The organism is Allomuricauda sp. ANG21 (assembly GCF_040705235.1).
GTDB lineage: Bacteria > Bacteroidota > Bacteroidia > Flavobacteriales > Flavobacteriaceae > Flagellimonas > Flagellimonas marina.
In genome coordinates, this window is the sequence record NZ_JBFCVT010000011.1 from 79,132 (window position 1) to 101,846 (window position 22,715).

At 42.8% G+C, this 22,715-nt stretch carries 11 protein-coding genes; all 11 read left to right on the plus strand.

The genetic code is table 11. The features are described 5' to 3' along the window. Positions 1-69: 69 nt before the first annotated feature. The 11 genes from AB1A65_RS09350 (at position 70) to AB1A65_RS09400 (ending at position 22,710) form a co-directional block, all read left to right on the plus strand. Entirely contained in the window at positions 70-2,808 is a 2,739-nt protein-coding gene (locus AB1A65_RS09350; protein WP_366588198.1) for a Two component regulator three Y domain-containing protein, read from the plus strand. Positions 2,809-3,042: 234 nt separating this feature from the next. Next, positions 3,043-6,081 (plus strand): TonB-dependent receptor, encoded by a 3,039-nt coding sequence (locus AB1A65_RS09355; protein ID WP_366588201.1) that lies wholly within the window; start codon positions 3,043-3,045, stop codon positions 6,079-6,081. Between the two features lie 10 nt (positions 6,082-6,091). After that, a complete protein-coding gene (locus tag AB1A65_RS09360; RefSeq protein ID WP_366588204.1) occupies positions 6,092-7,645 on the plus strand; it encodes a RagB/SusD family nutrient uptake outer membrane protein in 1,554 nt (517 codons plus the stop codon). Between the two features lie 12 nt (positions 7,646-7,657). Further along, positions 7,658-10,036, plus strand: a complete 2,379-nt coding sequence (locus AB1A65_RS09365) for a LamG-like jellyroll fold domain-containing protein (protein WP_366588206.1) — start codon at positions 7,658-7,660, stop codon at positions 10,034-10,036. A gap of 43 nt (positions 10,037-10,079) precedes the next feature. Continuing rightward, the gene (locus AB1A65_RS09370; RefSeq protein ID WP_366588209.1) at positions 10,080-11,441 is read left to right on the plus strand and encodes a glucoamylase family protein; all 1,362 of its coding nucleotides are present in this window, start codon (positions 10,080-10,082) and stop codon (positions 11,439-11,441) included. A 1-nt stretch (position 11,442) separates the two neighbouring features. Beyond that, positions 11,443-12,831 (plus strand): glucoamylase family protein, encoded by a 1,389-nt coding sequence (locus AB1A65_RS09375; protein ID WP_366588212.1) that lies wholly within the window; start codon positions 11,443-11,445, stop codon positions 12,829-12,831. A 4-nt stretch (positions 12,832-12,835) separates the two neighbouring features. After that, positions 12,836-13,630, plus strand: coding sequence for an alpha/beta hydrolase-fold protein (locus AB1A65_RS09380; RefSeq protein ID WP_366590184.1), 795 nt, complete (start codon positions 12,836-12,838; stop codon positions 13,628-13,630). Continuing rightward, the gene (locus AB1A65_RS09385) at positions 13,623-15,389 is read left to right on the plus strand and encodes a discoidin domain-containing protein (RefSeq protein WP_366588214.1); all 1,767 of its coding nucleotides are present in this window, start codon (positions 13,623-13,625) and stop codon (positions 15,387-15,389) included. Before AB1A65_RS09380 ends, AB1A65_RS09385 begins: the two co-directional genes overlap by 8 nt. A gap of 21 nt (positions 15,390-15,410) precedes the next feature. Next, complete coding sequence (gene bglX / locus AB1A65_RS09390; RefSeq protein ID WP_366588217.1) at positions 15,411-17,678, plus strand: beta-glucosidase BglX; 2,268 nt, start codon at positions 15,411-15,413, stop codon at positions 17,676-17,678. A gap of 6 nt (positions 17,679-17,684) precedes the next feature. Continuing rightward, the gene (locus AB1A65_RS09395) at positions 17,685-19,313 is read left to right on the plus strand and encodes a sulfatase (RefSeq protein WP_366588219.1); all 1,629 of its coding nucleotides are present in this window, start codon (positions 17,685-17,687) and stop codon (positions 19,311-19,313) included. Positions 19,314-19,695: 382 nt separating this feature from the next. Beyond that, positions 19,696-22,710 carry a TonB-dependent receptor gene (locus AB1A65_RS09400; RefSeq protein ID WP_366588221.1) on the plus strand — a complete coding sequence of 1,005 codons (3,015 nt, stop codon included), beginning with the start codon at positions 19,696-19,698 and terminating at the stop codon, positions 22,708-22,710. Positions 22,711-22,715 lie beyond the last annotated feature (5 nt).

The following is a 22,715-nucleotide window of genomic DNA, read 5'->3' on the forward strand; positions in this document are numbered from 1 at the left end:
GGAGCCAGTTTTGTATATTGAATAGTACAAATGACTTTTTTGGGCAACAAACGGGTAAATATCTTTTTTATGCTTTTTAGGATAATAGTACTGCTCATCCCCTTATGGTTAAGTGGCCAAAACCTATTACCTCCTATTTATAATTATCGGCTTTTGGAATACAAAGGAGCCAGCAAAAATTGGGATTTGTCTGTAAATGCCAATGGTGAGTTATTTGTGGCCAATAATAAAGGGTTGTTGCATTTTAATGGAGAACAGTGGAGCCTGAATAAACTGCCAAACAATACCATTATTAGGTCGGTTGAATCTATAGGGGATAGGATATATACAGGTTCCTATGAAGAATTCGGGTATTGGAAGAAAAATCAGCTTGGGGAACTTGAGTACACCTCACTAACACAACTCATTAAAGATCATGAATTTACCAGTGAGGAGTTCTGGGAAATTCTACCTGCCAAGAACAATGTTCTGTTTAGATCATTCTCATCCATTTATAGTTATGATGGCAACAGTATAAAAGTGTTAGATCCACCACAGGTCATTTCGGATTTCATCGAGTTTAACGATAAGATCATTGTTGCAGGTGGATTGAGCGGACTTTTTGAACTTAGAAATGATACACTTGTCCCATTGCCAAATCAAGAGCTTTTACAAGGAAAAACGGTGACCGATATGGTGGTGTTCAAGGGTAAGCTTTTGGTCGGTACTAAGTTAAGTGGGTGTTACCTTTTTGATGGTCTGCGTTTACAATCCTGGATTCCGCGAATAAATGAAGAGCTTAAACTTCATCAATTAAATAAAATCCTCCTTTTGGGCGATGATGAAATTGGTTTTGGCACCATTAAAAATGGAATGTACCTTTTCAATACCAATACGGACTCGTACCAAGTTTTGAATCGCGAATCGGGACTTCAGAACAATACAGTTCTTTCCATGTTGCTTTTTAACGACCACCTGTGGTTAGGTCTTGATAATGGAATTGCACGGGCAAAACTCAATAATTCGATCATGTACTACACCGACTATTCCGGTACTTTAGGAATGGTCTATGATATGGTAGACCACAATGGCAGGCTTTATTTAGGAAGTAATACAGGTGTTTTCTATTTTGAGGATAATGCGTTAAAATTTGTAAACGGGTCCCAAGGTCATGTTTGGGACTTGGCTGAGATTGAGGGTGATCTGCTATGCGGTCATAATACGGGCACATACAAAGTTGGTGAAAATGGATTTCAATTACTCACTTCACAATCGGGCGGATACCAAATAATAAAGGTGCCTGATCAGAATGCAACGTATATCCAAGGTACGTACAATGGGTTAATGAAGTTTAAAAAACAACCCAACGGACAGTGGGAGATTACACGGATAAGGGGCATTGACTTTCCTGTCAAGCACCTATCCTTTGAAACTCCTAATATTCTGTGGGCTGCCCACCCGTACAAAGGATTTTACAGAATTCATTTAGCGGATAATTATGAAGAAGTTGAGCAAACACAAAGGTTTGATCAAGACAGTGCTCCCAGTGAATACAACGTAAAAGTGTTCAACATTAAAAACCAGATGGTGTTCTCTAGTGAGGGGAAATGGTATAAGTACAACCCCATTGGAGACCGAATTATTCCGTTTGAGGAATTTTCTGATTATGAAAACAAGGAATTGTTGTTTTTTGATGACAGTCATTTTTGGTTTGTTGATGGCGAGGGTAGAAAATCAATTATCTATACTGATTTAAAGAGCGATAGCTTGATGATTACAGATTTACCCCTACGGGAACGATTGATTCCAGATTCTCAACGGGTCATTAAAATGAATGATTCCACCTCTTACATTACACTCAGTGACGGCTTTGCCAAGGTTGATGATTTAAGACTGCAAGGTCAGACCAACCAACATGCACTTCCAATTCCAGATGTGACGGTGCTTAGGGATGAAAAAAACACCTATTCTGCAAATGGCACAGTTAAGATTCCCTATAACAATGCAGAATCCATTATCATTGAGGCATCCTGTCCAGAAATCATTCAATCCCGTTACTTTTATGAATTGGAAGGTCCAAAAGAGTATTCCGAATATGCCGAAAATGGGTTTATAAATTTCCAGAACCTCCCACATGGTGAGTATACGTTTAAAGTATCTACCGCAGGTATGGACAACAGAATCTCTGAACCCAACATCATTTATTTTGAGATTGCCCCACCTTGGTATCTTTCAACGGTTAGTATGATATTTTACGGCATCTGCACAATTTTAGTGGTTTTCGCGATACGGCAGTATAACCGAAGGAAGTTTATGCGCAAGCAAAAGGAGTTGCAGGAACAGATGGAAAAAGAACAGCAAGAACGCTTTTCGCAATTGGAAAAGGAAAAATTGGCCAAAGAAGTCAAGTTAAAACAGAATGAGCTGGCCAGTACAACCCTTAACATCGCCAAAAAGAACGAGATGATTTTGGAGCTTAAGAATATGCTTCTTATGAACAAGGACAAGTTTTCCAACTCCCAACGCTATAGATCATTTATCAAAAAACTGAACAAATCCATTCAAGATACGGAGGACTGGAAGCGATTTGAAGTGAACTTCAAGGAGCTGCACGAAGACTTCTTTGAAAGACTTTTAAAAGAATACCCCTCACTGACTCCTAAGGATCTAAAACTTTGTGCATACCTTAAAATGAACTTGTCAACCAAGGAAATCGCCCCGTTAATGGCCATATCCGTTAGGGGTGTGGAAATACATCGGTATAGACTTCGTAAAAAGCTTGATATGGACAGTTCAGATAACCTCTCCAATTTCCTAATTACCTTTTAGTGGTATTGTTGTAACAAATTCCAAGCTTGTTTCGGCTTAATTTCAACTACATCATCACTACATCACTATGTTAATTTTTTTTACATCAAACAGAGGTGGTGCTACTGCAAATCAAGCGAAACAAGGCATTCTAAGCGGTATTTCAATGATGTATTTATTATGTAATGGTACATCGGGAAAGGGATTACACTCTTTATTAATTTAGTAAAAATCTAACTCAATTTTTGCACAATTATGAAAATTAAAAGCAAACTATTAACAATCTCGTTTTTATTGTTTCAGGCACTGCTTTTTGCCCAAAACAATAGTACAGTTTCGGGAACGGTTACTGATGGTCAGGGCCAGCCATTACCCGGAGCGAGTGTTATTTTGGTGGGTACTACAAACGGTGTTCAAACAGATTTCGATGGAAATTACACTTTGGACAATGTTTCCAGTAGTGGAACCCTTGCGTTCAGCTACATTGGTTTTGCCACTCAAGAAGTACCTATTAATGGCCAGACCACTATTAATGTCTCCCTTCAGGAAGACACACAGAGCCTAGATGAGGTGGTCGTAGTAGGTTACGGTACACAAAAGAAGGCCGATTTAACGGGTTCCATCGCCACGGTAAAGTCGGAAGACATAACCCGAACCCCTTCCGGTGCGGCCATGCAGGCTCTTCAAGGAAAGGTGGCAGGGTTACAGGTTGTGTCCAGTGGTGCTCCAGGTACGGGGCCAACCATTAGAGTAAGGGGTATTGGTTCGTATGTTGACGGAGCTTCCAACCCTTTATATATTGTGGATGGAACCTTTTTTGATGACATCGACTTTCTAAACCCTGAGGACATTGAAAGTATTTCAGTGTTGAAAGATGCTTCAGCAGCCGCCATCTATGGTGTTCGTGCGGCTAATGGTGTAGTATTGGTCGAGACCAAATCCGGTAGAAAAAATCAAAAGCCACAGATTACCTATAATGGCTATCAAGGGGTGCAAATCGCTCAAAACTTGGTGACACTTTCCAATACGGAACAGTTTGCGACCCTGGCTAGGGAGTCTGGTTCGGCTGCAGAGGCCCAGTTTATTGAGAACGCCATGCAACGTTACGGTAGGAGTAGGGTAAATCCCAACGTACCAAACGTTAATACAGATTGGTACGATTTGATTCTGCGTCATGCATTACAACAGAATCACAGCTTTGGAGTTACGGGCGGATCGGAAAACATAGCCTATTCTGTTGGACTGAACTATTTTGAGCAAGAAGGGATTCTAAAAATGAAGAATGATTTTGAGCGCCTAAACGTTCGAAGTAAATTGAGCTTCGACATTAGTGACCGTCTCAACGTAGGGGTATCCACACTTTTCAGCAATGCCACAAGATATAGACCTGAAGATACTGCGTTCGCGCTCGCATATTTTGCTGTTCCAGTAATGCCGGTTCTGGACCCTTCCAAAACCGATGCTTTTCCAAAGCCTTACGCAAATGCACAGGATTTAGGATATAGGGGCACGCAAAATCCTTTCCCTATAATGGAGAACACGGAAAATAGGAACAAAATACGGAACACATTGATGGCCATTGACTTGAGCTATCAAGTGGTTCCCGATAAATTGACATTTAAAACAGCCTATTACCACAATTTTGAAACCTTGGAAGTTAGGGAGGTCAGATTGCCCTTCTTTTTCGGAAATGGAAATGCCTTCAGGGAAAATGCTGAGTTGATTAAAAGGTCGGAAACTTTTTCAGAGCAGACTTGGGACAATACCTTAACCTATGACGATAGTTTTGGAAAACATAACCTAACGGTTTTGGCAGGTACAGCATTTAGGGATAGATCTTTTGAACTTTTGGAAGCCAAAGGATTGAATTTCCCCAACGGACCAGGAATTGGCGATGAATCCTATTTTTTGGATTTATCCAAAACAATAGATGTTGATGGTGTTGGAGATGACGGAAGCCGGCAATACTTTTTCTCCTATTTTGGAAGGGTTGCCTACAATTTTGACGACCGCTACTTGCTGTATGGAACATTCCGGGCAGATGGAACAAGCAAGTATCAAGAAAAATGGGGCTATTTTCCAACAATCGGTGCTGGATGGGTCATTTCAGAGGAGTCTTTCTTTCCACAAACCGATGTGATCAATTTTCTAAAATTTAGAGGAAGCTGGGGTGAATTGGGTAATGCCAATGTGGCATCAAGTACTGGAGGAATCACCTCGGATGAAGTCGATGCGGCTTTTGGTGACACCAGATATCCAGGATTGGTAACCAGCAGTGATTTTGAAGCCTTAAAATGGGAGGTGACCGAAGAGACCAACGTGGGTATAACAGCAAGAATGTTCAACAACCAATTATCTTTGGAAGCTGATTATTTTAGAAGGGATACCAGAGATGCGGTAATTCCAGTATCCAGATTGTTGGTTCCAGGAACTACAAGACAGAATGTGGGAAAAATCAGAAACACTGGATTTGAGGTGGTTTTGAATTGGAACAAACGGGTTTCTGAGGATTTTAGCTACAACATTGGGGCAAACTTTTCAACTCTTGATAACGAAGTGTTGGATTTAAAAGGACAAGAAAACCTCACAACAGGAGGTGACCTTGCCCAAAGAACCGTGGTAGGGGGTACCATAAACCCTTTCTTCGGGCTTGAAGTGGCAGGAGTGTACCAAACACCTGAAGAAATCCAAGCAGACCCTGCTGCGCAGGCTGCTATTGGAAACGGTCTTACGGTGGAGCCTGGTGATTTTAGATTCGTGGATCACAATGGTGATATGATAATTGACGCCCAAGACAGGGTGGATTTAGGGTCTTACTTGCCCACATATACTTTCGGATTCAATTTAGGGCTTAATTATAAAGCATGGGATTTTTCATTGAACGTCATTGGACAAGGTGGGAATGTCATTGCCAATCAAAAACGATTCGCAATTCGCCAAACCCCAGACCCCAATATAGACAGGGATTTTGCCATAAATCGCTGGAACGGACCCGGTTCCACTAATTCCTATCCATCAGCAAGAGGAATCAGAAACCCATGGAGCAATCAATTCCTGAACAGCTTTTTCGTTGAAAAAGGGGATTTTGTTAGACTACAAAACGTGACCTTGGGGTACACTCTTCCAGAATTGACAGGAAAATTTAACCCCGAAATACGGTTTTATATAACTGCTGAGCGGCCTTTGACCTTATTTGATTACAACGGCTTTACCCCAGAGGTGCCAGATGGCAGGGACAATCAGACCTACCCTATACCGGGAGTATATACAGTGGGAGTTAATGTTAAAATCTAAAAAGACAGCTATGAAATTTATTATAAAAACAAACAAATTTTTTGCATTCGTGGCATTTCTGGGCATCTTAATTTCAAGCTGCTCCAGTGAACTTGAGCAACCAGAACTCAATAATAATTTTGCTGGGGGTACCGACTTTTCAAAGACGGAAGACATGATATTTCAACTGGTTGGGATTTATCAGGCGGTTAGTGATAGAGGTTGGGAGCAACCTTTGGTAGTAGCAACTAGGGGAGATGATGTCAATGCCGCCGGAGACCAGCAAGGTTTAAAGAATCAGGACAGATACGTATATGACAACTCCTTTTTTGGTTCCAGAACTTTATGGGAAACCTATTACGGTGACATCATTGCGGCACATACAGGCATGGAGCAGATTGGTAGGTACATGGAATTTGCCGATGAAGACGGAATAGCCCTTGGAAATCAGTATATAGCTGAAGCAAAGGTCTTGCGATCCATATTGCTTTTCCAATTATCCCAAGTTTATGGTGCGGTTTTCATTCCAGAATCCTCTGATCTCAACGACTTTGCAGATGTAACCTCGGTACCAAGCAAGGATGAGGTAATGCAACATATTTCCGATCAAATGGATGAGGCTTTGCCCTACTTGCTGGACATGCGCCCTAACGAGCGTACTGATCTGCCCGGAGGCGTAACGCGATATACTGCTCTAATGGTAAAAGCATTGGCCAATCAAGAGTTGGAAAACTATCAAGCTGTGGCAGACGCCGCCGGAGCAATTATTAGCTCAGGTAAGTTTAGCTTGATGCAAGATTACTATGAATTGTTCAAAACACCGGGCAAGCTCAGTGATGAAAACATTTTTGAATTCCAGTATTCTGATTTTAATTCAGGTCAAGGAGACCGAGTAGGGCATCTTTATGCCCCTTACGGACCAAACGGATGGACCCCGGCAGTGGCAGGGTCATCAGCTGGATGGGGCTTTTTTGAGCCAACCATGAAGTACGTGACCTTTATGTTGGACAGAGGGGAAACCGAACGTCTGGAAACTACTGTTTTATTCACCCAGAACGGTATTGACAGTATCATTAACACAACAGCGTATACTGCAGAAACCCTGCCCGACTTTGTTTCCCCGGAAACACGCTACGGAGATGTACTGCTGGACAATGAAAGAGCCATATTCTGTAGTGGCAAGCACTATCTACCCAGTAGTCAACTCATTCCAGGTCGTACCGCATACGGAAGTAACAAACACTATATCGTGTATCGCTATGCCGAAACCTTGTTGATCTATGCTGAAGCCTTGTTGCAAGGAGCTTCTGGCTCTGCCATGAGTGCGGACCAAGCAGTGAACATGGTCAGGGACAGGGCAGGACTTCCACCCATTAGTGGTGTTACCTTGGATCAACTAGTAGATGAAAAATATGCCGAATTGGCCATGGAATGGGGCAAACGCTTCTTGGACATGGTACGCTTGGGCAGATATGAAGAGCTTAGTTTCGAAGGAAGGACATTTACGGCGGACAGGGCCTTTGTTACCTATCATCAAGATCAGATTGATGAATTCCCCATTTTGGGAGACATAATTAACAACTAACACAACGAAAAGATGAAAAGTATAAGATTAATACTGGTCAATTGTCTGGTCGTCCTGTTCTTTTATGGATGTGACCAAGGGATTGATTCAATCACGGAAATTGCACCAGGAGCTGATGAATCGGCTCCTCAGATTACCATAAACTATCCTACTGAGGGAACCCAAATACAGGTTTTTGAGGAGGTTACGAGCTTGGATATAGATTTTGAAGTGACAGACGATATTGAGGTCACGGACATTAAGGTGATGTTGAACGGTACGCAAATAGCCAATTTCAATTCGTTCTTGGATTATCGTGTTGTACTTAAAGAGTTCGCTTACGACAACTTGGGTGATGGAGATCACAAGCTAGTGGTAACAGCCACAGACCTTGAAGGAAAAACATCCACAGAGGAGGTTAATTTCTCTAAATCTCCACCCTACGAAGCCATGTTTGATGGAGAGGTAATGTACATGCCTTTTGACGGTCAATATATGGACCTTATAAGTTTCCAACAGCCCGAAGAAGTAGGTTCACCCGGCTTCAATGGTGATGGTTATGTAGGTTCTGATGCCTATGAGGGTGCACAAGATTCATACTTAAACTTCCCCATGGATGGCCTCAAGACTCCAGAGTTTAGTGCAGCATTTTGGTATAAGGTAAATCCCGTGCCAGACAGAGCTGGGATACTTGTGGTTGGTGATGATGCCGAAGATCGTTTTCAGGGTTTCAGGTTGTTCAGGGAAGGCAATGCTGATGAACAACGCATCAAACTGAACGTCGGTACCGGTGCCGGTGAAAGTTGGAACGATGGTGGCGTCATTGATGTTGCCGCTGGTGAATGGGTACATGTGACCATGTCCATCTCTCAAACCAAGACTACCATTTATTTCAACGGAATTGAGATGCTATCCGCAGATTTGGCTGCTCCAATCGATTGGACGGGCTGTGAAGTTTTGACCATTGGTTCAGGTGGTCCTACTTTTGATTATTGGAACCATTTATCAGATTATAGTGAAATAGATGAACTCCGTATTTTCAATAAGGCACTGACCGATGTAGACATTCAGATTATGTTGAATTCATTGAATCCCTACATGCCACAATACCCTGGAGAGTCATTCTATATGCCTTTTGATGGAGATTACATTGATTTAATGGGAAGTAGGGCGGCCACTGAAGTAGGTACACCCGGCTTTACAAATGAAAGCCAAGTAGGTGACCAAGCCTATGCTGGGGCAACGGATTCGTACATAGAATATCCAGCCAGTGAAGCATTACTTACCCCTGAATTTAGCGGTGCATTTTGGTACAAAGTGGACGCAGATCCAGATAGAGCTGGAATTATTGTCATTGGTGATGACGAAGTGGATCGTTTCCAAGGATTTAGGCTCTTTAGGGAAGGAGATGCCAACCAGCAACGTATTAAACTTAATGTAGGAACCGGAGCTGGCGAAAGCTGGAATGACGGTGATGTCATTGATGTTGCCGCCGGGGAATGGGTACACATTGCCTTTACCATTGCCAGTGATAAGAATACCATTTATTTCAACGGTACTGAAGTGCTTTCCTCTGCCATGTCCGCACCTATTGATTGGACGGGCTGCGAAACCTTTACCATTGGTTCGGGAGGCCCTACATTCAGTTATTGGAATCACCTGTCGGACAATAGTGCCATAGATGACCTTCGCTTCTTCAACAAGGCACTTACCCCAGAGGAAGTGGCAGCTGTGGCAGGAGGTACGGTTACAGTTCCAAACTACGGATCTACCTTCTACATGCCTTTTGATGGTACATATACCGAGGCCAATAGCAATACAGAAGCTACGGTTGAAGGAACACCGGGGTTTGCTGGCGAAAGCAGTGTGGGAAGCGATGCTTATGCGGGTGCAGCAGATTCGTATCTCACGTTCCCTATCGATGGACTGTTTAACAATCAGTTCAGTGGCGCTTTCTGGTACAAAGTGGATGGGGCTCCTGATCGGGCCGGACTGCTTACAGTAAGCCCACCGATGAATGGAGGTGATAATGACTTAAGTGCTGGTTTCAGATTGTTTAGAGAGGGCGATGCTGCATCCCAGCGCATTAAACTCCATGTGGGTAGTGATGCTGGAGATGTTTGGAATGATGGAGAGGTCATTGACGTTACTGCAGGCGAATGGGTACACGTAGCCTTTACGGTGACCGAAACCGCAACACTGATCTATTTTAATGGAGAACCTGTAGCAAACATGGGAGATATGACGGATAAGACCATCAGTTGGGAAAACTGTTCCATACTTTCCATTGGTTCAGGGGCACCCAATTTTATTGGGTGGAACCACCTGTCAGACTCAAGCTTTATTGATGAGTTGTATCTGTTTGATAAGGCCTTGACCCAAGAGGAAATACAAGAAATAATGAATGATTAATAAAGATCAAAAAAGTTAAGTTTTTTGAGTTAGTTGATTTTGTATGAGGTTAATTTTAATTTCAATTGCATTGGCTGTTGCATCCTTGGTTATGGGGTGCAATGGCCAAAAAACTAAAAAGGACAAAAGTGTAGCAGATAATACTTCGGCTACCAAAGTATACACGGATGAAGAATTGTTGGATTCCGTTCAATACCAAACCTTCAATTACTTTTGGGATGGGGCAGAACCCATTTCAGGTTTGGCTAGGGAACGTTTCCATATGGATAATTTTTATCCAAACCACGACAAGGATATCATTACCACAGGTGGTTCCGGCTTTGGATTAATGGCCATTTTGGTGGGTGTGGAGCGAAAGTTCATCACCCGTCAACAAGCGTTGGAACGCTACGAGAAAATTGTGGATTTTTTGGAAAAAGCAGACCGCTTTCATGGCGCTTGGCCCCATTGGCTTTTACCTTCGGGTAAAGTGACCCCCTTCAGCAAAAAAGATAATGGAGGCGATTTGGTGGAAACTGCATTTCTCGTTCAAGGACTCCTAGCGGTAAAAGAATATTTCAAAGACGGTAATGAACGGGAACAAAAGCTAGTCGATAAAATCCAGAAACTTTGGGAAGGTGTTGAATGGGACTGGTATACCAAAAATGGGGAGGATGTGCTCTATTGGCACTGGAGTCCCGAATACAACTGGGAAATGAATTTTCCGGTGGGAGGTTACAACGAATGCCTGATTATGTACGTGCTGGCGGCTGCTTCGCCCACCCATTCCATCAATAAAAGTGTATATGAAAAAGGTTGGGCCAAAAATGGTGCCATTACCCAAGATACTACCTATTATGGTTTGGAAACCGAGCTAAATCATTATGAACACGATAATGCTGCGGTAGGTCCCTTGTTTTGGGCACATTACTCCTATTTGGGGTTGAACCCGAAGGGCCTTACAGATCAGTACGCGGATTACTGGAAGTTGAACACCAACCATGCCATGATCCAGTACAAATATGCTGTGGATAATCCCAAGGGTTACAAAGGCTATGGCGAAAATTGTTGGGGGCTTACTTCAAGCTATTCGATAAAAGGATATGCAGGTCACCGTCCAGGGATGGATTTAGGGGTGATTTCACCTACTGCTGCCCTATCATCCATGCCATATACACCAAAGGAAAGTATGCAGTTTTTACGATTTATGTACAACGAACAGGATAGTTTGATTGGGGAGTACGGTCCGTACGATGCATTCAGTTTGGAAGACAACTGGTACTTGCCCAGATATTTGGCCATAGATCAAGGCCCGATTCCCGTAATGATTGAAAACCACAGGAGTGGTTTGTTATGGAAATTGTTCATGGCCAATACAGATGTACAAAAAGGATTGCAAAAGCTAGGTTTTAAAACACAAGAATAAAATGGTAAAAAACATATTCGGATATTTTCTGCTCTGCACTCTTTTCTTGTTTTCATGCTCTGATGAGGGTAAAGGACCCACAGGGTTATCAGAATTGCCCACGGACGATGAGGTTCCCGTTGAGGAAGAGGAAGAAACCCCGGTTGAGATTGAAGACGATGACCTCATGGACCTGACCCAAGCTGAAACCTTTAAATATTTTTGGGATTTTGCTGAGGAAAATTCTGGAGGAGCTAGGGAACGATACCACCCTAATGACCCGGGCAGGGACGCAAACGTGGTTACCGCTGGAGGTACGGGTTTTGGTCTCATGGCCTTGCTAGTGGGAATGGAAAGAGGCTTTATCAGCAGGGAACAAGGCGTGGAACGATTGACCACCCTTCTCGATTTCTTGGAGAACGCAGACCGTTTTCATGGCGCTTGGTCGCACTGGATAAATGGTGCCAATGGTTCAGTGATTCCGTTCAGTCCTATGGATAACGGTGGAGATCTGGTGGAAACCGCTTTTTTGGCCCAGGGCTTAATATGTGTAAAAGAATATTTTAAGAATGGAAGTGCTTCGGAACAAACATTGGCACAACAAGCGGATGACCTTTGGAAAGGGGTGGAATGGGACTGGTATACCCAAGGAGAAAATGTCCTGTACTGGCATTGGAGTCCTAACTTCGGATTCGATATCAATCTTCAGCTCAGGGGATATAATGAAGTGCTGATCACTTACATCATGGCGGCGGCCTCCCCTGATCATAGCATATCCAAGGAGGTCTATACCAGTGGTTGGGCTTCGGACGGAAGTATTGTCTCGGCCAATACACAATATGGGCACCCGCTTTTGGTGAAGCACAATGGATCTGAACAATTTGGCGGCCCCTTGTTTTGGGCACACTATTCCTATTTGGGACTTGATCCAACGTCGCTATCGGATGAATTTGTTGATTATTGGGATGTGAATGTCAATCACTCCAAAATCAACTACGCATACTGTGTGGACAATCCCAACAATTATTTGGATTATGGGGAAGACTGTTGGGGATTAACGGCAAGTTATTCCAGAAACAACGATGGGAGTATTGGCTATAATGCCCATAGCCCATCTAATGATACCGGGGTCATATCGCCCACGGCGGCCATAAGCTCCATTCCCTATACACCCGAAGAATCCTTAAAGGCCATGCGCTATTTCTATGAGAACCGGGATAAACTTTTAGGTCCAGCGGGATTCTATGACGCCTTTAGCCCACAAAATAACTATTGGGTGGCCGAAGCTTATTTGGCCATAGATCAAGGCCCCCAGATTATTATGATCGAGAATTATAGAACCAGATTACTTTGGAACCTGTTTATGGGTAATGAAGATGTACAGGCCGGTTTGACCAAACTTGGATTTTGATATGATGAGACAGCTATCACTATTTGTTTTACTCCTAGCCTGTAATTTGATTGCTGCACAATGGCAATCAAAATATGAGTCCAAAATGTTGATTGATGGGAATGATACCTTACACTACCGTATCATGTATCCTAAGAATTTCCATGAAGGTGGAAACTACCCAGTGGTACTTTTTCTCCATGGGGCAGGGGAGCGCGGTAATGATAATCAAAGCCAATTGACCCATGGCGGTAAGTTGTTTGCTACGGATTACCTGCAAGAACGCTATCCCGCAATTGTTATTTTTCCACAGTGTCCCAAGGAAAGTTATTGGTCCAATGTGGACGTGGACCGAAGCACATATCCCGTTAAATTAAACTTTAATTACAAAGATGGGCCCACCAAACCCATGCAAATGGTTCTTCAATTGTTGGAAAGCACCATTGAAGCTCCCTACTCAAACAACGATCAAGTCTATGTGATGGGATTATCCATGGGAGGCATGGGAACCTTTGAATTGTTAAGTCGAAAACCAAATACTTTTGCCGCTGCAATTCCAATTTGCGGTGGTGGAGACCCTGAATCTGTGTCTATTTATGCCGATAAAACACCCGTATGGGTATTCCATGGGGCTCAGGACAATGTCGTTAATCCATTGCAGTCCATGGAAATGGTCTCGGCTTTGTTGGAAGCAGGTGCTCATCCAAAGTTTACGGTATATGATTTTGCCAATCATAACAGTTGGGACCCTGCCTTTGCCGAACCAGATTTATTGCCTTGGTTGTTCTCAAACCAAAAAAAATCACTGGAAAATGACTAAAAATAGCTTCATATTGCTGGTTGTCCTAACACTGTTGGGAACAACTCAGTTTATATCAGCGCAACAAAAAACCTATTGCAATCCTATCAATATAGATTACGGGTATACGCCTATACCCCGCTTTGCAAGGCATGGAAAACATCGAGCTACAGCCGACCCTGTAATAGTCACCTTTAAGGACAAGTATTTTTTGTTTTCAACCAACCAATGGGGCTATTGGTGGAGTGATGATATGTACAATTGGAAGTTCATCCCCCGAAAGTTTTTACGTGAACGGAACAAGGTCTACGACGAACTGTGTGCCCCTGCTGCTTTTGTAATGAAAGATGAGCTCTATCTGATTGGTTCCACACATGGTCCTGCATTTTCTTTATGGAAGAGCAAGGACCCAACAACGGATAATTGGGAAATCGCAGTGGACTCCCTTAAAGTTGGGGCGTGGGACCCTGCATTTTTGTATGAGGAAGATACTGATGACCTCTACCTATATTGGGGGTCAAGCAACGCACATCCTTTGTTTGGAACAAAAATCAACACAAAAACCATGCAATCCGAGGGTTATGTAAAACCTTTGATGAACTTGGCACCCGAAGACCATGGTTGGGAACGTTTCGGTGAACATAACGACAATACCTTTTTGCAACCTTTCATGGAAGGGGCTTGGGTTACCAAACATAACGGAAAGTATTATTTGCAATATGGCGCCCCTGGAACAGAATTTAGCGGCTATGCGGATGGGGTATATGTAAGTAATCATCCGTTGAAGGGATTTGCCTATCAGGAACACAACCCATTTTCATATAAACCGGGAGGATTTGCCAGAGGTGCCGGGCATGGAGCCACGTATCAGGATACCTACGGCAATTGGTGGCATGTTTCTACAATTATCCTTAACAACAAGAACAATTTTGAGCGAAGAATCGGCATTTGGCCAGCAGGTTTTGACAAAGACGATGTCATGTATTGCAATACGGCCTATGGCGATTATCCCACATATTTGCCAAAAGAAAACGCGGATCATATAAAAGGACTTTTTACCGGTTGGATGGTACTCAACTACAACAAGCCTGTTCAAGTATCTTCCACATTGGGAGGATATCAGCCCAATTTTGCTGTGGACGAGGATATGCGCACCTATTGGAGTGCAAAATCCGGAGATAAAGGGGAGTATTTTCAAACCGATTTGGTAGAGGTATCAACCGTAAACGCCATTCAAATCAACTATGCCGATCAGGATGCTGAATTTTTGGGGAAATCCACGGGAGTTTACCATCAATATAAGATATACGCCTCCAACGATGGAAAAAAGTGGTCTGTGCTGGTGGATAAAAGCAACAACATGACCGATGTTCCCCACGATTATATTGAATTTCCTCAACCTGCAAAAGCCAGATTCCTAAAACTGGAGAACATTAAAATGCCGACGGGAAAATTTGCATTGAGCGGTTTTCGGGTCTTTGGAAAGGGAAATGGTGAAAAGCCAACAGCTGTAGAGGATTTTGTGGTTCTCAGAAACAATCCCAAGAAGTTTGGTGAACGCCGTAACTCTTGGCTCCGCTGGAAGCAAAATGATGCAGCCGACGGCTATGTCATCTATTTCGGGAAGGCGGAGGATAAACTGTACGGGAGTATCATGGTGTATGGAACCAATGAATATTATTTTTCTGGAATGGACCGTGCCGATTCCTACTATTTTCAGATAGAGGCTTTCAATAACAATGGAATTTCAGAGAGGACTCCAATTGTAAAATCAGAATAAGTCAACGTAAATAACCTTATCATGCATATAAAAATAGTAATGATAGCCATTACATTGCTATCCATGTGGGCTATGAATGCACAAGAAAGAATCCCAGAAGTGGAAGCCCTATTGCAAAAAATGACCTTGGAAGAAAAGATCGGGCAGTTGAACCTTTTAACACCGGGTGGGGGCGTGGCCACAGGCGAAGTAGTGAGCAAGAATGTTGAAGCCAAGATAAAGGCCGGACAAGTAGGAGGTCTTTTTGGAGTTGCAGGACCAGATAAAGTGCGAGTTGCACAAGAATTAGCCGTTAAAGAAAGTCGATTGGGGATTCCGTTGCTGATTGGTTCGGATGTGATTCACGGATACAAAACCACCTACCCAATCCCTTTGGGATTGTCTTCCAGTTGGGACATGGAGTTGGTGGAACAAGCCGCACAGATGGCAGCAAAGGAGGCCACGGCGGATGGTATTAACTGGAATTTTTCTCCCATGGTGGATATTGCCCGTGACCCCCGCTGGGGCCGGATTGCAGAAGGAGCAGGGGAAGACCCCTATTTGGGGTCAAAAATAGCCGAGGCTACCGTGAAAGGATATCAAGGAAATGATTTGGCGGCAACCCAGACCATGTTGGCCTGTGTAAAACACTTTGCGCTTTATGGGGCAGCGGAAGCTGGGCGTGACTACCATTCCGTGGATATGAGTAAAATAAAAATGTTCAATCAATATTTACCTCCGTATAAAGCGGCCATAGATGCTGGTGTTGCCAGCGTCATGACTTCCTTCAATGATGTGGATGGAATTCCAGCAACAGGAAACAAATGGTTGCTCACGGACTTGCTTCGTAATCGATGGGATTTTGATGGTTTTGTCGTTTCGGACTATACCTCCCTCAACGAAATGATTGCACATGGCCTAGGTGATCTGCAAGCTGTCTCTGCCTTGGCACTCAAAGCCGGCTTGGATATGGATATGGTGGGCGAAGGTTTCCTCACCACCTTGAAAAAATCCTTGGAAGAAGGCAAAGTAACCGAAGAAGATATTACCAGTGCCTGCCGAAGGGTTTTGAGGGCTAAGTACCAATCAGGCCTTTTTGAAGATCCCTATAGATATTTGGATGGCAATCGCCCAGAAAAAGACATCCTAACCAAAGAAAATAGGGCTTTAGCCCGGAAATTGGCGGCTCATTCCTTTGTGCTGTTGAAGAACCATCAAAATATCTTACCCCTTAAAAAGAACAAAAAAATTGCCTTAATTGGTCCATTGGCAGATAGCCGAAACAATATGTTGGGTACTTGGGCTCCCACTGGGGATGTAAAATTGGCCGTGACAATCAGGGAAGGTTTCAACAATGTGGCCCCTAATGCTTCCATTCAATATGCGAAAGGCGCCAACATTTCGGACGACCCTGAGTTTGCCAAGCATGTGAACGTGTTTGGCCCCAGAATAGAAATCGATGAGCGATTGCCTGAGGATATGTTGAAGGAAGCTGTTGATTTGGCCAAAAACTCAGATGTGGTTGTCGCTGTTGTGGGCGAAGCCACTGAGATGAGTGGGGAGGCCGCAAGTCGCACCGACCTTTCAATACCAAAAAGTCAAAAGAAATTAATCAAGGCATTGATAGAAACAGGCAAGCCGGTAGCCTTGGTTCTGATGAGCGGAAGACCCTTGACCATCCCAGAAGAATATGAACTACCCGTGGCCATCCTGCAAGTATGGCATCCTGGGGTAGAGGCCGGTAACGCTATTGCTGATGTGGTCTTCGGAGATTACAATCCATCAGGAAAATTGACGGCAACTTGGCCTCGGAATGTGGGGCAGATTCCAATTTACCATAGTGTAAAAAATACGGGGCGACCTGCACCGGAGAGTGAGGAGTTCCAAAAATTCAAATCAAATTATTTGGATTCACCAAATTCACCATTGTTACCTTTTGGATATGGATTGAGCTACACCACTTTTACTTATTCCAATCTTAGGTTGAACAAAACGACCATTGGACAAAATGAATCCATATCAGCCACAGTAACGGTTGCCAACACCGGTGATTATGACGGGGAAGAAGTGGTGCAATTGTATTTGAGGGATGTGGTGAGAAGTATTACCCCACCTAAGAGGGAGTTGAAAGGGTTTCAAAAAATACTATTGAAAAAAGGAGAGCGAAAAGAAGTGACCATCACTTTGGCGCCAGATGATTTGAAGTTTTATAACAGTCAATTGGATTTTGTGGCTGAACCCGGCGAATTTGAGATTTTTGTCGGCACCGATTCAAATGCCCAGCTTTCCAAAACATTCAATTTAAAATAATACACTATGCGCATTTTTGCAGTCTTGGCAGGTTTGCTATTGGTTTTGGCCTGTAAGCAAGAAGGAAAATCAGAAGAAGAAGTTGCAAAAGGTCAACCTAACATCATTTTTATTATGTCGGATGACCATGCCTTTCAAGCCATTAGCGCGTATGGACATGAGCTGAGCAAGTTGGCTCCGACCCCTAATATTGATCGTATTGCCAAAAATGGGGCACTATTTCGAAATAATTTCTGCACCAATTCTATATGTGGACCCAGTAGGGCGGTTATCCTAACGGGAAAGCACAGTCATATCAATGGATTTCGGATGAACGGAGAACGATTCGATGGCAATCAGCCCACATTGCCCAAACATTTGAAAAAATTGGGATATGAAACCGCAATCATTGGAAAATGGCATTTGCATGGAGCACCTACCGGGTTTGATTATTGGGATATATTAAATGACCAAGGGAATTATTACAACCCAGAATTTATTTCAGGAGGAGACACCTCCATAGTTGAAGGGTATGCTACGGATTTGATTACAGAAAAAAGTCTGAATTGGCTAAAACAGAGAGATAGCACACAGGAACCTTTCTATTTAATGGTGCACCACAAAGCGCCACATCGAAATTGGATGCCTGCATTGCGTCATTTAAATGTGTACGATTCCATTATGTTTCCATTGCCCGACACTTACTTTCCAGAATTTGTGAACCAAAGGGCAGCAGCTGAACAGCAACAGACCATTTATACGGATATGTATGAGGGTCACGATTTAAAAATGAGTGAGGGTTACGGAAGCACGAAACTGGCCCACAATCCGTGGACCACAGATTTTGACCGAATGACCCCTGAGCAGCGCAAGGTGTGGGATGAGGCCTATTTGGACAAGAACAATGCCTTTTGGGAAGCCAATTTGCATGGAAAAGAGTTGGCCGAATGGAAGGGACAGCGTTATCTGCAAGAGTATTTGGCAACGGTAAAGGCTGTGGATGAAGGCATCGGCAAGATTTTGGATTATCTAGAAGAAACAGGTTTGGATGAGAACACTTTGGTGGTATACACATCGGATCAAGGGTTTTATTTGGGAGAGCATGGTTGGTTCGACAAACGTTTCATGTATGAGGAATCCATGAAAATGCCCTTGTTAATGCAATTGCCCGGGGTCATTGAACCGGGAACAACCATTGATGCCATGGTCCAAAACTTGGATTTTGCCCCTACTTTCCTTGATTTGGCAGGTGGATTGCAATATGCGTCAGAAATGCAAGGTGCATCTTTCCGTGGTCTTTTGGAAGGTTCCAGAGCGAATTTTAAGGATGCCATCTACTATCATTATTACGATTTTCCAGCATTTCACATGGTCAAAAGGCAGTATGGTGTACGAACGGACAGATACAAACTGATCCATTTTTATGATGATATTGATGAATGGGAATTCTACGACCTTCAAAACGACCCACAAGAAATTCATAATGCTATTAATGATAAGCAATATGAAGACATTATAGCGACACTGCATCAAAAATTGGATAGTCTACAGGCCTATTATAAGGTAACCGACAAGGAGTTTGAAACCACTCCAAAGGAGAAAGTGGATAAAACGTATGAGGTTTTCAAAGGACTAAGAGGGACACCTATTCGGTAAAAATGGTATTTTTAAAAGGAGCCTTCTGTTAGACCTGAAAGTTATCTAATTGGCGAATGGCCCCTATACTTTCGTTGAAAGCATTTTTATCAATTCTGGGTTGAGCTTCTCAATGTATTTCTTTATAAAGTATTCTGAAACAATTATTTCTTAACCTTTTTCAGGATAATCCACTGTTGACCAGCAATGGAATCCCTTTTTAACATGACCTCTCAGGTAATAGATAATATAGTATTACAAAGAGATAATATAATACGAGTATTTGATTTTCACTATATTAATTTTACAAGTGTAAAAATATCACTTGTTATTTAAAGAGTTTATCCAAAGTATTTTAACAGGTGGATTTTAGGGAATAATCCAATCAACTAAACTACGTATTATGGAATTGGCCAACTTATTTAAAAACTCAGGATTAGGGTTAGGAAGTTTGAAAAAACAAATCATTCTACCCATTCTGTATGTACTATTTCTACAGTCAGCATTTGCTCAAGAAAGGATTACCGGAACAATTACCGATGATCAAGGTGTTCCAGTTGCTGGGGCATCCGTTGTGGAAAACGGTACCACCAATGGAACAGTCTCTGATTTTGATGGAAACTACCAGATTACCACAACAGGACCTAGTGCAGTTTTGACTTTTTCGTATTTGGGTTTTAAGGCCCAAGAAATTACCGTAGGAACATCTACGGTGATCAATGTGCAGCTTCAAGAAGATTTAGAGCAATTAACGGAAGTTGTGGTCATTGGTTATGGAACCCAAAAGAGGGAAGAGGTGACCACGGCCATTGCAACCGTGAAAGCTGAAGATTTTAACCCTGGTTTTGTTAGGGACGCAGCCGACCTTGTTAAAGGTAAGGTGGCTGGTCTAAGTATTACCAATGGTTCAGGAGATCCTTCAGCCGGGGCTAACATCTCCCTTAGAGGGGTTTCTTCCTTAACTGGGGGTACGGCACCTTTGGTGTTGATCAACGGTGTGCCCGGAGGTTTGAATACCGTCGCCCCAGGTGAGATAGAAAGTATTGATGTTTTAAAGGATGCTTCTGCGGCCGCTATTTATGGTACCAGGGGTGCCAATGGGGTAATCTTGATTACCACCAAGTCCGGTAAAAGAAATATGGCACCAACACTTTCTTACTCCCATTACTCATCACTTTCTTCGTTCGCCAACACCGCGGATTTTGTGGATGCCGATGATGCCAGAGAGTTGATAGCGCAAGGTGTTACCCTGCCAGTAGGAGATGATTTGGGCTATACCACGGACTGGTTGGACGAAATCAGCAGAACCGCCCTTACACAAAATCATAACCTAAACTTTAGTGGGGGCAATGAGAGTTCCACCTATGCGGTCAATGTTAACTACACCGATCAAGAAGGGGTTTTTAGGAAGTCCTTTAACGAGGAATTTAGATTAAGTGCGGATGTAAATCATAGCATGTTTGATGGAATAATAAAATTGAACGCCAATATTATTAACGGTTTGCAGAATACAGGTGCATTGGGTAATGGCGATTCATTTGATAATAGAATTTACCGTCAAGCCTTGATTCGTAACCCCACGGATAGAATTCGTGAGGATGACGGAACTTTTGTGCAGCGCACCAACAAATTGCAATATGTTAACCCAGTAGGTATGATAGAACTTACTGATGGTCTTATTCAAAGACGTTGGATGCGATTGACAGGAAATTTGACCATAACTCCGATCACCGGTTGGGAGAATAATATTATGGTGGCTACGGATAGAAATAATTTCTTTTCAGGATTCGCTCAGAAAAAGGAATATTTGGGTTATAACGGTGAACGATTCAACGGGTTTGCCTCAAGAGGAACAAATCAGGACTACACCAACCTTATGGAAATCACATCAAAGTATTCCAAAACATTGGATAAACACAGCTTTTCTGTATTGGGTGGTTACAGTTACCAGTATTTTACAAGCGAAGGTACGTCATCCAGCAACCGCGATTTTCCAACCGATGCCTTTTCTTATCATAATCTAGGTGCCGGTAGAGGTATAGATGAAGGAACTGCGTCTGTAAGTAGTTACAAGAACGATGACAGGCTGATTGGATTTTTTGGACGTTTGAGCTATGGTTTCGATTCTCGATACAATATTTTGGCGAGTTTCAGACGAGAAGGTTCCTCCAAGTTTGGAGCCAATAATAAATGGGGTAATTTCCCTGCCGTATCTGCGGGTTGGACCATCAGCAATGAGTCTTTCATGGAAAACGCTGATTGGGTAAACAATCTTAAGTTAAGGGCTGGATATGGTGAAACAGGTGTAATTCCATCTGCATCGTACCAATCACAGACGCTATTGGGGTACGCAGGTAATTTTTATGTAGATGGCGAATGGGTTCAAGGATTGGAAGCCCAAAGTAACCCTAACCCAGATTTGCGATGGGAGGTTTCTAAAGAGGTCAACTTTGGCTTGGATTTTGGACTTGCCAATAATCGTATCAACGGTAGTATTGATTTTTATAGGAAAAAGACGGAGGGAATGTTGTGGAACTATAGTGTGCCAATTCCACCAAACTTGTTCGGCTCAACTTTGGCCAACGTTGGTGAAATGGAAAACAAAGGGTTTGAGATACTGTTGAACGTTGCCCCAATTCAGACCAATAACTTTTCATGGGACGCCAATATTACCTTGTCCCATAACAAGAATGAGCTGTTGAGTCTTTCAAACAACCTGTACGAGATAGAAGGCGATTATGTGAACTTAGGAACCTTGAGCGAGCCTGTTTCCCAGGTAACCCATAGATTTGAAGTAGGACAGCCAATAGGAACCTTTTGGGGGCTAAAATCGGTGGACATTGATAGTGATGGTCTTTGGGTCATTGAATTACCCGATGGAACACAAACACCCTTTACAGATGCACTGCAGCAAGATGATGCCAACAAACAATATCTTGGAAATGGTATTCCAGGCTACACTGCCGGTATTACCAATACCTTTAGATATAAGAACTTTGATTTGAGCTTTGTGTTGAATGGAGCGTTCGATTTTCAAATCATCAATGCACAGCGTGTATTTTATGAATATCCCCATGTTGAGTACAACGTTCTTAATTCTGCCTTTGACCCCGTATATGGCAAGGACATACAATTGTCAAACACATTGGGCCAGAATTTTGTAAGTTATTATGTGGAAGACGGGGACTATGTAAAGCTTGATAACATTACGTTGGGCTATAACCTAAATTGTGACCGATGGGATTTTATTAAATCACTGAGGTTTTATGTAACAGGTACCAACTTGGCCACCTTTACAAGTTATTCAGGAATAGATCCTGAAATTATTCGAAATAACCCCCTCGTACAAGGTACTGATGACAGGGATAAATACCCTTCAGTAAGTACATTTACCCTGGGGTTCAATATAAACCTATAAAATTG

Bases quoted from the DNA above. Each gene is read 5' to 3' on its own strand.
- AB1A65_RS09355 (WP_366588201.1), top strand. From the start codon at position 3,043: ATGAAAATTAAAAGCAAACTATTAACAATCTCGTTTTTATTGTTTCAG.
- AB1A65_RS09370 (WP_366588209.1), top strand. From the start codon at position 10,080: ATGAGGTTAATTTTAATTTCAATTGCATTGGCTGTTGCATCCTTGGTT.
- AB1A65_RS09380 (WP_366590184.1), top strand. From the start codon at position 12,836: ATGAGACAGCTATCACTATTTGTTTTACTCCTAGCCTGTAATTTGATT.
- AB1A65_RS09365 (WP_366588206.1), top strand. From the start codon at position 7,658: ATGAAAAGTATAAGATTAATACTGGTCAATTGTCTGGTCGTCCTGTTC.
- AB1A65_RS09395 (WP_366588219.1), top strand. From the start codon at position 17,685: ATGCGCATTTTTGCAGTCTTGGCAGGTTTGCTATTGGTTTTGGCCTGT.
- AB1A65_RS09350 (WP_366588198.1), top strand. From the start codon at position 70: ATGCTTTTTAGGATAATAGTACTGCTCATCCCCTTATGGTTAAGTGGC.
- AB1A65_RS09385 (WP_366588214.1), top strand. From the start codon at position 13,623: ATGACTAAAAATAGCTTCATATTGCTGGTTGTCCTAACACTGTTGGGA.
- AB1A65_RS09360 (WP_366588204.1), top strand. From the start codon at position 6,092: ATGAAATTTATTATAAAAACAAACAAATTTTTTGCATTCGTGGCATTT.
- AB1A65_RS09400 (WP_366588221.1), top strand. From the start codon at position 19,696: ATGGAATTGGCCAACTTATTTAAAAACTCAGGATTAGGGTTAGGAAGT.
- bglX (WP_366588217.1), top strand. From the start codon at position 15,411: ATGCATATAAAAATAGTAATGATAGCCATTACATTGCTATCCATGTGG.
- AB1A65_RS09375 (WP_366588212.1), top strand. From the start codon at position 11,443: ATGGTAAAAAACATATTCGGATATTTTCTGCTCTGCACTCTTTTCTTG.